Origin of the sequence: Arthrobacter cryoconiti (assembly GCF_020905375.1) — a bacterium.
GTDB lineage: Bacteria > Actinomycetota > Actinomycetes > Actinomycetales > Micrococcaceae > Specibacter > Specibacter cryoconiti.
This window is the reverse complement of sequence record NZ_JAJJBU010000031.1, coordinates 43,519-55,291: the sequence shown is the minus strand read 5'-3', so window position 1 is coordinate 55,291 and position 11,773 is coordinate 43,519. Positions and strand designations below refer to the sequence as shown.

General features: G+C 57.2%; 11 protein-coding genes. 4 read left to right on the top strand and 7 right to left on the bottom strand.

Annotation, left to right across the window (positions count from 1 at the left end):
- Window positions 1-67: 67 nt before the first annotated feature.
- From LOH53_RS14760 to LOH53_RS14735, 6 genes are read right to left on the bottom strand one after another with little or no spacing between them, the layout of a single operon-like run.
- Window positions 68-412 carry a metal-sulfur cluster assembly factor gene (locus LOH53_RS14760; RefSeq protein WP_230068516.1) on the bottom strand — a complete coding sequence of 115 codons (345 nt, stop codon included), beginning with the start codon at window positions 410-412 and terminating at the stop codon, window positions 68-70.
- 38 nt (window positions 413-450) lie between these two features.
- Window positions 451-1,218 carry a Fe-S cluster assembly ATPase SufC gene (gene sufC / locus LOH53_RS14755; RefSeq protein WP_230068515.1) on the bottom strand — a complete coding sequence of 256 codons (768 nt, stop codon included), beginning with the start codon at window positions 1,216-1,218 and terminating at the stop codon, window positions 451-453.
- A gap of 49 nt (window positions 1,219-1,267) precedes the next feature.
- Window positions 1,268-1,624: a non-heme iron oxygenase ferredoxin subunit gene (locus LOH53_RS14750; protein WP_230068514.1), complete on the bottom strand. Its 357-nt coding sequence runs from the start codon at window positions 1,622-1,624 to the stop codon at window positions 1,268-1,270.
- Window positions 1,624-2,937 carry a Fe-S cluster assembly protein SufD gene (gene sufD / locus LOH53_RS14745; protein WP_230068513.1) on the bottom strand — a complete coding sequence of 438 codons (1,314 nt, stop codon included), beginning with the start codon at window positions 2,935-2,937 and terminating at the stop codon, window positions 1,624-1,626. Before sufD ends, LOH53_RS14750 begins: the two co-directional genes overlap by 1 nt.
- Window positions 2,938-4,413, bottom strand: a complete 1,476-nt coding sequence (gene sufB / locus LOH53_RS14740) for a Fe-S cluster assembly protein SufB (protein WP_230068512.1) — start codon at window positions 4,411-4,413, stop codon at window positions 2,938-2,940. It abuts the gene before it with no gap.
- On the bottom strand, window positions 4,413-5,171 hold the full coding sequence (locus LOH53_RS14735) for a helix-turn-helix transcriptional regulator (RefSeq protein WP_230068511.1): 759 nt from the start codon (window positions 5,169-5,171) through the stop codon (window positions 4,413-4,415). Before LOH53_RS14735 ends, sufB begins: the two co-directional genes overlap by 1 nt.
- Window positions 5,172-5,394: 223 nt before the next feature.
- Here LOH53_RS14735 and LOH53_RS14730 point away from each other — a divergent pair, with 223 nt between their 5' ends.
- Genes LOH53_RS14730 through LOH53_RS14720 form a run of 3 tightly spaced genes read left to right on the top strand, consistent with a single transcriptional unit; the run spans window position 5,395 to window position 8,109 of the window.
- On the top strand, window positions 5,395-6,381 hold the full coding sequence (locus LOH53_RS14730; protein ID WP_230068510.1) for an ABC transporter ATP-binding protein: 987 nt from the start codon (window positions 5,395-5,397) through the stop codon (window positions 6,379-6,381).
- Window positions 6,378-7,148, top strand: coding sequence for an ABC transporter permease (locus LOH53_RS14725; RefSeq protein ID WP_230068509.1), 771 nt, complete (start codon window positions 6,378-6,380; stop codon window positions 7,146-7,148). Before LOH53_RS14730 ends, LOH53_RS14725 begins: the two co-directional genes overlap by 4 nt.
- A 31-nt stretch (window positions 7,149-7,179) precedes the next feature.
- Entirely contained in the window at window positions 7,180-8,109 is a 930-nt protein-coding gene (locus LOH53_RS14720) for a COX15/CtaA family protein (RefSeq protein WP_230068508.1), read from the top strand.
- Window positions 8,110-8,188: 79 nt separating this feature from the next.
- Here LOH53_RS14720 and LOH53_RS14715 read toward each other — a convergent pair whose 3' ends face one another.
- Window positions 8,189-9,178 carry a heme o synthase gene (locus tag LOH53_RS14715; protein ID WP_376991605.1) on the bottom strand — a complete coding sequence of 330 codons (990 nt, stop codon included), beginning with the start codon at window positions 9,176-9,178 and terminating at the stop codon, window positions 8,189-8,191.
- A gap of 380 nt (window positions 9,179-9,558) precedes the next feature.
- On the opposite strand from LOH53_RS14715, the gene tkt reads away from it, so the two are divergent.
- Window positions 9,559-11,685 (top strand): transketolase, encoded by a 2,127-nt coding sequence (tkt, locus tag LOH53_RS14710; RefSeq protein WP_376991587.1) that lies wholly within the window; start codon window positions 9,559-9,561, stop codon window positions 11,683-11,685.
- Window positions 11,686-11,773: the final 88 nt, after the last annotated feature.

The window sequence follows — 11,773 nt, the reverse complement described above, 5'->3', positions numbered from 1 at the left end:
AGCCGATAGCGCAAGAAAGCCGCCGTCGGCCAGGGCAAAAACCCAGGTCGACGGCGGCTACAGGCTCCTAGATGTTAAAGCCGAGCGCACGCATTTGATCGCGCCCGTCATCCGTGATCCGTTCCGGACCCCACGGCGGCATCCAAACCCAGTTGATACGCCACTCATCCACAATGGGGGAAAGTGAGTTCTCCACCTGCTCTTCAATGACGTCTTGCAGCGGGCAAGCTGCCGTGGTCAGAGTCATGTCCAGGAGCAGCGCTCCGTCGTCGCCGTAGCGAAGACCGTACAGCAGACCCAAGTCGACGATGTTAACCCCAAGTTCTGGGTCGATCACGTCCTTGAGAGCTTCCTCAACGTCTTCGAGATCAGTTTGCGTTGCGGGAGCGCTTGTTTCACTGATATCCGTCATGATTCCTACCTTCGCTTTCGAATGAAAGGGGTGAGTGGCTAAGCCGATGCCGGAGCTGCGGCCAAGTAACGGTCGTAGCCTTCATCTTCTAGTCGGTCGGCCAATTCGGAACCGCCCTGCTCAGCAATGTGACCATCGATGAACACATGGACGAAGTCGGGCTTGATGTAGCGCAAAATACGCGTGTAGTGAGTGATCAGCAACGTGCCCAAGCCACCGGCTTCGATGGAACGGTTTACACCCTCGGAAACAACCTTCAGTGCGTCAACGTCGAGGCCCGAATCGGTCTCGTCTAGAATCGCGAACTTCGGTTTGAGCAGTTCAAGCTGAAGAATCTCGTGGCGCTTCTTCTCGCCGCCGGAGAAACCTTCATTGACATTGCGCTCAGCGAATTCAGGCTCGATCCGCAACTGGGCCATGGCAGCCTTGACGTCCTTAGTCCAGGTACGCAGCTTAGGTGCTTCGCCGTCGATCGCTGTCTTGGCTGTACGCAAGAAATTCGTCATGGTGACACCAGGAATTTCAACAGGGTACTGCATGGCCAAGAACAACCCGGCGCGAGCACGCTTATCGACGCTCATAGCCAAAACGTCTTCACCGTCGAGGGTAATAGACCCACCGACTACCAAGTACCGTGGGTGCCCGGCGATCGTGGAAGCTAGCGTGGACTTACCGGAACCGTTGGGGCCCATGATGGCATGGGTCTCACCGGTGTTGATGGTCAGGCTGACGCCCTTGAGGATCGGCTTCGTGCCCTGCTCAGTCTCAATGCTGACGTGCAGGTCCTTGATTTCAAGAGTGGACATACTCTATTTTCTCCTAAGAATTATGGTGTGGCGGGCGAGGCGCGGAAAACTATTCCGCACTGACGCCGTTGAGGATGTGGGTGACATCGACGTAAACATCGCTGCCGTGAACGGATAGTGCGAAGACTGGTACGGGCTCAAATGCTGGAAGCGTCAACGGCGCGCCTGTTTTCAGGTCGAACGAGCTGCCATGTGCCCAACATTCAATGGTGTCCTCCTCCACGTCGCCTTCGCTGAGCGAGATTTCAGCGTGGGAGCAAGTATCGCCGATCGCGTGTAGCACTCCTTCTGAATCACGAACTATCGCGATGGGATAGTCGTCTACCTCAACGAGGACCGCGGACTTAAGTTGTACGTCCTCAGCTTGGCAAACTACGACGCCAGCTGGCGTGGAGGAGTCGGTCATTACACTGTCCCTGCGGCCAGTTCGCGCTCTACAGCGTCACGGAGTCGTTTTTCCAAGGCAGGTACCTTGATGTGTTGGATGACCTCATTGAGGAAGCCACGCACCACTAACCGTCGTGCAACATCTTCAGGAATACCACGAGCCTGCAAGTAGAAAAGCTGCTCGTCGTCGAAACGACCAGTGGCGCTGGCGTGACCGGCACCCTTAATCATGCCGGTCTCGATTTCCAGGTTCGGAACCGAATCGGCTCGAGCGCCCTGAGTCAAGATCAGGTTGCGGTTCATCTCATAGGTGTCGGTGCCTTCTGCCTGCTTGCGGATCAGTACGTCACCGATCCACACGGCGTGGGCGCCGTCGCCCTGCAAGGCACCCTTATAGACCACGCGGGACTTGCAGTTGTTAGTGGCATGATCCACGAACAGACGCTGTTCAAGGTGCTGACCGGCATCGGCGAAGTACAGACCATACATTTCAACTTCAGCACCGGTACCGCTATAACGCGCCGATGGTGTGGTGCGCAGCAGATCCCCACCCAAGTTGATCACCACGTGGTTTACCTTTGCGTCCCGGCCAACCAGAATGTGGTGGGCACTGGCATGGACGGAATCGTCATTCCAGTCTTGGATGCTGACAACCGTCAGGTTGGCACCGTCTTCAACCAGGATCTCGACGTTTTCACTCAAGACAGCGGTGCCGCGATGGTCCAGCACAACCACGCCGGTGGCGAACTTCTTGGCATGGACGACTATGTGCGACGCCGCAGGGCTTACACCCTGGCCTGTGAGAGTCAATGTTGTGACGTTCTCGCTCGTCCCGGCGTATTCAGCCGGCAAAGTGACCACGGTGGCTTCCGCGAAGTGCTCCCATGCGGCAGCCGATACGCGATCTTCTGGGATACCAGCCCTGCCAATGCGGGCGTCACTGCGGCCCACAGTTTCTACTATGACGCCATCTGGGGAGGATACCTCCACCGAAGGAGGCGCACCATTGATCTCCTGACCTTTCACTCCGACTCGGTCCAAGCCACGCAGACGCTTAAGCGGAGTGAATCGCCAGTCCTCTTCGCGACCGGTGATAAGCGGGAAATCGGCCATCTTGTATGAAGTCAGGCGTCCAGCACGTGAGCTGTCCGGAATACCGACGCCACCACCATGGCTATCTCCGTGCGAGTGCGCCTTGGCAGCGCTGCCGCCCAAGGGGCCAGTTTCCGGGTTGATTTCGGAGAGCTGCTCGCCTTCCTCGGTCATACCCTTGATGAATCCCTGGGACCAGACTTTTTCGTCTGCTACTTTTTCTTCTGTGAGCTCGGTCATTTAACCGACGGCCCCTTCCATCTGCAGTTCAATGAGGCGGTTCAGTTCCAGCGCGTATTCCATGGGAAGTTCTTTCGCAATGGGCTCAATGAAGCCACGCACGATCATGGCCATGGCCTCGTCTTCGGGCATCCCACGCGACTGCAGGTAGAACAGTTGTTCTTCGCTGACCTTCGAGACGGTTGCCTCGTGTCCCATAGAGACGTCATCTTCACGAACGTCAACATATGGGTACGTGTCCGAGCGGGAGATGTTGTCAACGAGCAATGCGTCACAACGCACAGTGTTGGCAGAGTGGTTTGCACCCTCACGGATCTGGACGAGTCCACGGTAGGCCGAACGGCCGCCACCCCTGGCCACTGACTTGGAAATAATGGAGGACTGCGTGTTAGGCGCAATGTGGACCATCTTGGATCCAGTGTCCTGATGCTGGCCTTCGCCGGCGAAAGCTACCGAAAGGGTCTCTCCCTTTGCATGCTCGCCAACCAAGTAAACGGCCGGGTACTTCATGGTGACTTTAGAGCCAATGTTGCCGTCGACCCATTCCATGGTGGCGCCCTCGTGAGCAATGGCACGCTTGGTTACCAAGTTGTACACGTTGTTGGACCAGTTCTGAATGGTCGTGTAGCGAACGCGGGCGTTCTTTTTGACAACGATTTCCACGACGGCCGAGTGCAAAGAATCCGTGGTGTAAATCGGGGCCGTGCAGCCCTCGATGTAATGGACATAGCTGCCCTCGTCCGCGATGATGAGCGTGCGCTCGAACTGACCCATGTTCTCGGTGTTGATGCGGAAGTAAGCCTGCAACGGGATTTCCACGTGGACGCCCGGAGGGACGTAGACAAAGGAGCCACCGGACCAGGCTGCCGTGTTCAGGGACGCGAACTTGTTATCGCCCACCGGGATCATGGTGCCGAAGTATTCCTGGAAGAGCTCAGGGTAGTCGCGTAGGCCGGTATCGGTATCTGTGAAGATAACGCCCTGCGCTTCGAGATCCTCTCGGATCTGATGGTAGACGACCTCGGATTCGTACTGGGCTGTGACGCCACCGACGAGGCGGTTGCGCTCAGCCTCGGGGATGCCGATGCGCTCGTAGGTGTTGCGGATGTCCTCGGGCAGGTCTTCCCAAGTTTGGGCCTGCTTCTCCGTGGAGCGCACGAAGTACTTGATGTTATCGAAGTCAATGCCGGAGAGATCTGCTCCCCACGTGGGCATGGGCTTGCGGTCAAAGTATTTCAAGCCCTTCAGTCGCATGTCCAGCATCCATTGCGGCTCGTTTTTCTTAGCGGAGATGTCGCGGACGACCTCTTCGCTGATACCACGACGGGCATTGTCGCTGGCTGCGTTCTTATCCGACCAGCCGAAGGCGTAGTTACCCAGCCCCTCCAGCTCCGGATTTCTCTCGAGAATATCGTGGTTGGTGGAATCTTCCACCACATCATTGGCGCGTACTTCTTGCGCTATCTGATCCGTCATCACGGCCTTTCTTGCTGATGGTTGGAAATATTATTTGACGGTTGCGCAATCCCTGCAGGAACGCTGACGCGTTTGCGGATGACTGCACGGCCCGTTGGCACATGGGTAGTGCACACGTGTCCACCACTGGCCATGGTGGAGAGCCGGCGCACGTCAACGCCGAGAAGACGGGAAAAAACATCCGTCTCCGCGTCGCAGAATTGAGGGAAGGTAGTAGCGAGTTCCTGGATAGGGCAGTGACCCTGGCACAGTTGCTCTGCTGCCATGGGCGTGCCGGAGTTCAGGGAATTTGAGCTAGCGACGAAGCCATCCGCATTCAATGCAGCAGCAAGCGCGAGAGATCGGGCACCGACGTCTTTTCCGGCCGCGTCCACCAAAGGACGGTACTTCGCCTCCATGAGGGCAAACCGGCGTTTGGCGAAGTCCACCACTCCCTGCTCGCCTTTGACGGCCCGGATCTCATCCAGCGCCAAGCGAGCAATCTGAAGGTAGTCATCTCCGATCTCAGACTGACCGCGCTTGGAGACAACGTAGCGACGCGCCGGGCGTCCCGCACCAGACTTTGCGTTGCTGATCAGTTTTACCTCAATGACGCCAAGCCGCGAAAGAGTGTCGAGGTGGCGACGTACGGCAGCGGGAGTAAGCCCTAAGAGCTTGCCCATCTGGGCGGCACTGACCGGGCCATGTTCAAGGACCGCAGTGAGAACGCGATCGCGGGTTCGTTCCTCGGGATCCATCCCGAGCTCGACTTGAGTCATACCTGACACCTCCGCCCTGTTGGCTGCAAAAAATTCTGTTGGCTGCAAAACTGCTGATTCTTAAAGCCTGACACCATCCACCAATAAACAACACTATTATGTCGTAATTGATTCCCGGACGCCAGTAAGGTGAGCCTACCCACGAAGGTTAGCCGTTAACGTGGCCCAACCCCTCTGGCGCTGCCTTGCCCTCACGGGGTACTACGTCGCGTAGAATAGGATCGTGAATCAGTTCCCCTCCCCCGCCCTGGACATCGTTGGGCTCGTTAAGGATGTTGGTCCAATTCCAGCCCTCGAGGGTCGAATGAAACGGATCATTTCAAATATAAGCCTGCAAGCAAACTTTGGTCAGGTAACTGCCCTCCTTGGCGCCAATGGTGCTGGCAAAACCACCACCATCGAATGCGCTCAGGGCTTGCAAAACCGTACGGATGGTTCCATCACCCTCCTGGGTGAGGATCCCCAAAACGCAAGCGCAACCTTGCGGGCCCGTGTGGGTGTCATGCTCCAAGACGGCGGCCTTCCTCCGGCGGCTCGGCCGGTGGCCCTGCTTAGGCACGTAGCATCCTTGTATTCACACCCCCTCTCAGTAGACGCGCTGGTGGATCGGCTGGGTATCGGCGAATTTTCCAATACCACCATTCGGCGGCTCTCCGGGGGACAAAAACAGCGCGTTGCCCTTGCCGCGAGCCTCCTGGGGAACCCAGAGGTGCTGTTTTTGGACGAGCCCAGTGCGGGGTTGGATCCGCAGTCGCGTCTTATGGTTTTTGAACTGATCCGCGAGCTCCGTGACGCCGGCAAGGCGATCGTACTGACAACACACCTCCTTGATGACGCGCAACGACTTGCCGACTACGTCTATATAGTCGACAAAGGCGAGTCAGTGACCCAGGGAACTGTGCCCGAATTGCTCAGCGAATCCACCTCAGCCCAAAGTCATCGTGTCATGACTTTTGAGGCAAAACCCGGCTTGGATACCGCGGCGCTAAGCCGATCTGGAATCACGTGTGAGCAGACTCGGCCCGGAAGTTACCGGATGTCTGGCAGCTTGGAGCCTGCCGATCTGGAGCACTTCGGCCAGTGGTGTGCTGCGCAAGCCGTCATGCCAACATCCGTTCACCTTGCCTCCCAATCCCTAGAAGACGTGTTTCTAGCTATCGCCGGAGCACAGGAACAGTCTGGACTCACTGTCGAAGGGAACAAGCAATGAGCATCTTCTTTTCCGATGCCCCGAGAGCTGCTCCCGCGTCGCTGGGACGACGCGTACTAAGCCAAGGGCGCTATGAAGCCGCCGCCATGCTGAGCAACGGCGAGCAGCTGGTGCTCATGATTGTCATGCCACTTTTGGGTCTGATCGCTCTCGCCGTTACCCCAATTTTGGATGGCATGGGTGATTCCCGCATCAATATTGCAACCCCTGGAATCTTGGCCTTGTCCGCGCTCTCCACGGCGTTTACCGGCCAAGGGATCGCAACCGGGTTCGACCGGCGTTACGGCGTGCTGCGTTTCATGTCCTCCACTCCCCTGGGCAAGGGCGGTCTCATTGCCGGCAAAGTCATCGCCGTCCTGGTGGCGTTGTCCATCCAGGTGCTCATTATTTCCGTCGTCGCCGGCTTCTTGGGCTGGCGCCCCTCTGGGGTTGGAATCGTGTTGGGACTCTTGTTCCTAATACTCGGCGCCGGCACATTCACAGCATTGGGGTTGCTGATTGCCGGGACAGTCCGCCCAGAAGCTACATTGGCCATCACAAACCTCGGCTGGATTCTCTTGGCTGCTCTCGGGGGTATCGTGCTCCCAGCACAGAAGTTCTCCGACACAATGGCGGGGATCGTGGAATGGTTGCCCTCAGGAGCCCTGGGAAATGCAATGCGTGCAGCACTTCTAGAGGGCCGGATTGATATTTTTGCAACAGTCATCCTGTGCGCCTGGGCCGCTGCCGGCACCATGGCGGCAGTCAAATGGTTCAAATGGAACTGAAAGATGTGATGAAGTGAGTCAAAGTAACGCCATGAAGTCTTTCACCGACAAACTACCTACAAGCCTTACACCGGCAATCCGCCGATTGTCCGTGGGACTTCTTATCGGTCAAGGCGTACTCATTGTTTCCGGTGGAGTAGTCCGCCTCACAGGTTCCGGCCTGGGCTGTCCGACTTGGCCCACATGCACAGCCGAGTCGCTCACAAATACCCCTGCCATGGGCATCCACGGCATCATCGAGTTCACGAACCGGACACTAACCTTTGCGCTTGCAGCTGTAGCGTTGGCGCTTCTCGTTATGCTGTGGAACCTGCGCAAAGAACGAAAAGACCTGTTTTGGTTGACTTTCAGCCTGCTGGCAAGCATCCCGGCGCAGGCCGTCATTGGCGGCATCACCGTGCTGACAGGACTAAACCCCTATGTGGTAAGCCTGCACTTCTTGGTCTCCGCGGCCCTGGTTGTATTCTCTATGCTGCTAGTGAACCGCGCGTATGGGCGCACGGGTATGAGCGCTCCAGAGTCGGCAATCAGGCCCCGCGCGACAGTTCGCCAATTGAGCGTCCTCGCCGCCATCTGCACGTACTTGGCAGTCGTGCTTGGCACTCTCGTCACCGGAGCTGGCCCACACTCAGGGGATTCAACGTCTCCTCGGATTGGGCTCAACGGCTATTTGGTCACACGTATCCACGTGCTCCCGGTCTACCTATTGGTCGCCGTCGCTATAGTTCTATTGCTTCTGCTATGGCACCGCGGCAAGGCAGACATCCTCCGCAATGCCGCCATCTTGCTGGTTGTTTCTATCATCTACCAAGGTGTGATTGGTTACTGGCAATATTTCACCGGTGTGCCAGCGCTCTTGGTAGGCCTGCACATGGTCGGCTCCTCGCTCCTGCTAGCCGTAGGCACCAACATCATGGATCTGGCGTTGGCCCGCGGCAAGGATCCGCTCCGGCTCCGCTAGCTGCTAGCTGCTAGCTGCTAGCTGCACGAATAAGAATGGCACCCACCTTCAAAGGTGGGTGCCATTCTTACCCCAGAACTTAGGCGGCTACGCCCATGAGCGCCGAGCCGACAAACGGATCAACAGCCAGGGAAAGAAACACCAACGTCAGGTATGTAATTGAGGCGTGGAAGACCTTCATGGCACTCTTCTTCGTCACGAGGTCCTCCTTCGCTTGGTTGTAGAGTCTGTGGGCTTCTACAAGGAACCAGATACCTGCAGCAATGGTCGTCAGTGTATAGACGGGGCCCGCGCCGCCTAGCGGGACCATTAAAAGTGAACAGGCAACCATCGCCCAGGTGTACAACACCACTTGGACTGCGACCGTTCGGGAGCCGGCAACAGCGCCGAGCATGGGTACGTTGGCGGCGTTATAGTCATCCCCGTAACGCATGGATAGCGGCCAATAATGCGGCGGGGTCCACAAGAATATGATCATGAACAAGATGATGGCTGGCCACTGAACCGTCCCCGTCACGGCCGCCCAGGCAATCAGCACGGGCATGCAACCTGCCGCCCCACCCCAGACGATGTTCTGCGTGGTGCGGCGTTTGAGGATTAGCGAGTACACCACCACATACAAAAAGATTGCCCCCACGCCCAGGATTCCGGTTAGCGGATTGATGCTCCACAAGAGGGCAACAGCTAGGACCGTCAGGATCCAGGAGAAAACGAGTGCTTCACGAGGGGAGATGATGCCCGTCACCAGCGGGCGCTTGGACGTGCGGTTCATCACTTTGTCGATGTCACGATCAATGTAACAGTTGAAAGCACCTGAGGCGCCGGCAGCCAGCGCTCCACCCACCATGGTGGCAACCATGAGCCAAAGACTTGGGACCCCCGCCCTGCCGGAGTAGCCCTTCGCAAAAAACATGGTGGGCAGGGTGGTCACCAGTAGCAATTCCACAACCCTGGGTTTAGTCAGGGCAAGGTAGCCCTTGGCTTTTTCCGAAAAGCTCACATTCACCAAAGGTGCTGGTGCTGGAGTTCCGGCCGTCGGAGCATGTGCTGCACTCACGTGTAATGTCACCATGTTTTCTTAGGTTGCTAAAGTCTGCAGGCTTCCGGCTCATAAAGTACCGAGTGCTCACTACGCGCACGGAAGGCAGGCGGAAACGCTCTAAATATCATAGCTGGCCTGAGCGGAAAACGTGTGAAGAGTCAGATGTCAAGGCTTCGCGCCAACTTCACCGGAAATAGATCATATGTCAGTCCCATCGTTACTTTGTGAATACACCAGAACCCATTGCTTTCGCTCAGAGGAGTACCAGTGGCACTAAGCTGAAGATGGATGAAATTTTTGAATGCGCAGCAGTGCACGCCCTAAGGCCTGGACTCGTTCTTGACCGCGTGCCCGTCCGCTGCGCAGTGGGTGATTAGTGCCTGCGCTTAACGAGAGGGACCAAATAAGTGTCACATCTGCAATCAACACCTTTGACCTGGACTGCCGACGACAAAAGGGCAGTTGATACTGCCCGGGTTTTGGCAGCAGACGCCGTGGAGAAGGTAGGCAACGGTCATCCCGGAACCGCGATGTCCCTGGCCCCCGCTGCTTATCTTTTATTCCAAAAAGTCATGCGGATAGATCCAAGGAACCCGGACTGGATGGGGCGAGATCGTTTCATCCTCTCACCAGGACACACATCACTGACTCTTTACATTGAGCTCTTCCTTTCTGGTTTTGGACTTGAGCTAAAAGACCTCCAAGAGTTACGCACCTGGGGCTCGCTCACTCCCGGACACCCCGAGTACAAACACACCAAGGGTGTGGAAATCACCACCGGCCCCTTGGGCCAGGGTTTGGCTTCAGCAGTTGGTTTCGCATATTCCCAGCGACGTATGCGTGGGATCATGGACCCAGACGCAGCCCCCGGCACCAGCCCCTTTGACCACACTGTTTGGGTCATTGCCTCAGACGGTGATCTTCAAGAAGGTGTTACTAGCGAAGCGTCCTCGCTGGCAGGTCACCAGGAACTGGGCAACATGGTGGTCATCTACGACTCCAACCACATCTCGATTGAAGACGACACCAACATTGCCTTCTCCGAAGATGTCCTGAAGCGCTATGAAGCGTACGGCTGGCACGTGCAGCGTGTCGACTGGACCAAGACGGGCGAATACGTCGAAGACGTATTCGAGTTGAACGCTGCTCTGGAAACCGCGAAGGCAGAGACCACTAAGCCCTCCATCATCTTGCTGCGCACCATCATTGGTTACCCGTCCCCCAAGAAGCAGAACACGGGCGGTATCCACGGTTCAGCGCTCGGCGCCTCTGAGGTTGCTGGCCTGAAGGTGGAACTTGGTTTTGATCCAGAGAAGCACTTTGAGGTTGACCCTGCGGTCCTAGCCCATACCCGCAAACTCTTGGAGCGCGGTACCGCAGCCCATCAGGAATGGGTGGCTGGTTTCGAAGCATGGAAGAGCGCCAACCCGCAGAACGCAGCACTGCTTGAGCGAATTGAGAAGAAGGAATTACCGGCAGGCTGGGAAGAAAATCTGCCAGTCTTTGAGGCGGGCAAGGATGTTTCAACCCGGGCAGCATCAGGGAAAGTGTTGAACTCTATCGGAGCAATCCTGCCGGAGCTTTGGGGCGGCTCGTGTGATCTTGCCGGATCCAATAACACGACGATTGAGGGCTTTGGTTCTTTCATTCCTGCATCTCGGCAAACAGATACCTGGTCTGGCGGCCCCTACGGTCGCGTACTGCACTTTGGTATCCGGGAGCATGCTGCTGCCGCCGTCGTCAATGGCATCCATTTGGGCGGGCCAACTCGGGCATTCTCTGGCACGTTCTTGATCTTCAGCGACTACCAGCGCCCGGCAATCCGGCTCTCGGCACTAATGGGTGTCCGTTCCATCTACGTATGGACCCACGACTCCATTGGTCTAGGTGAAGACGGCCCCACACACCAGCCGGTGGAACAGCTTTCCACACTGCGCGCCATTCCAGGCTTAGACGTGGTCCGCCCCGGCGATCCGAATGAGGTGGCTGTGGCGTGGAAGAAGATCTTAGAAATCAAGGACAACCCGGCGGGTATTGTGCTGACGCGTCAGAATATTCCCACGTACGCCCGCGGCACGGGCGTTGCCACCGCTGGCGAATTTGCTTGCGCATCCGGAGCAGCTCAGGGCGGTTATGTTCTTGCTGAGGCTGTCAGGGGCGGCGCCGTGGTCACGGCCGACGTCATCTTGATTGCAACCGGTTCTGAGGTTCAGTTGGCCGTGGAAGCCCGCGAAGCTTTGGCAGCAGAGGATATCGCTGCCCGCGTGGTCTCAATGCCGTGTGTGGAATGGTTCCATGCACAGTCCGCCGAATACCGTCAGGCAGTGCTTCCCGCAACCGTCAAGGCACGCGTGTCCGTTGAGGCAGGATTGGCCTTGGGTTGGCGCGAGTTTGTGGGCGACGCCGGCCGTTCAGTCTCGCTTGAACACTTCGGAGCGTCCGCTGACTACAAACGCCTGTTTACAGAATTCGGAATCACGACCGAGGCGGTCACAGCAGCAGCCAAGGATTCCCTAGCAGCCGCAAACAGCTAAAACCCCGTATTCACCTACACCCAGGGCGTCGTTGGGCATAGCCAAAAGTTCCCAGCGACGCCCTCCACGTCACCTGCAGATTATTTTT

Excerpts from the sequence above, each read along its gene's own strand:
- LOH53_RS14760 (WP_230068516.1), bottom strand. The coding sequence starts at position 412 with ATGACGGATATCAGTGAAACAAGCGCTCCCGCAACGCAAACTGATCTC.
- sufC (WP_230068515.1), bottom strand. The coding sequence starts at position 1,218 with ATGTCCACTCTTGAAATCAAGGACCTGCACGTCAGCATTGAGACTGAG.
- LOH53_RS14750 (WP_230068514.1), bottom strand. The coding sequence starts at position 1,624 with ATGACCGACTCCTCCACGCCAGCTGGCGTCGTAGTTTGCCAAGCTGAG.
- sufD (WP_230068513.1), bottom strand. The coding sequence starts at position 2,937 with ATGACCGAGCTCACAGAAGAAAAAGTAGCAGACGAAAAAGTCTGGTCC.
- sufB (WP_230068512.1), bottom strand. The coding sequence starts at position 4,413 with ATGACGGATCAGATAGCGCAAGAAGTACGCGCCAATGATGTGGTGGAA.
- LOH53_RS14735 (WP_230068511.1), bottom strand. The coding sequence starts at position 5,171 with ATGACTCAAGTCGAGCTCGGGATGGATCCCGAGGAACGAACCCGCGAT.
- LOH53_RS14725 (WP_230068509.1), top strand. The coding sequence starts at position 6,378 with ATGAGCATCTTCTTTTCCGATGCCCCGAGAGCTGCTCCCGCGTCGCTG.
- LOH53_RS14720 (WP_230068508.1), top strand. The coding sequence starts at position 7,180 with ATGAAGTCTTTCACCGACAAACTACCTACAAGCCTTACACCGGCAATC.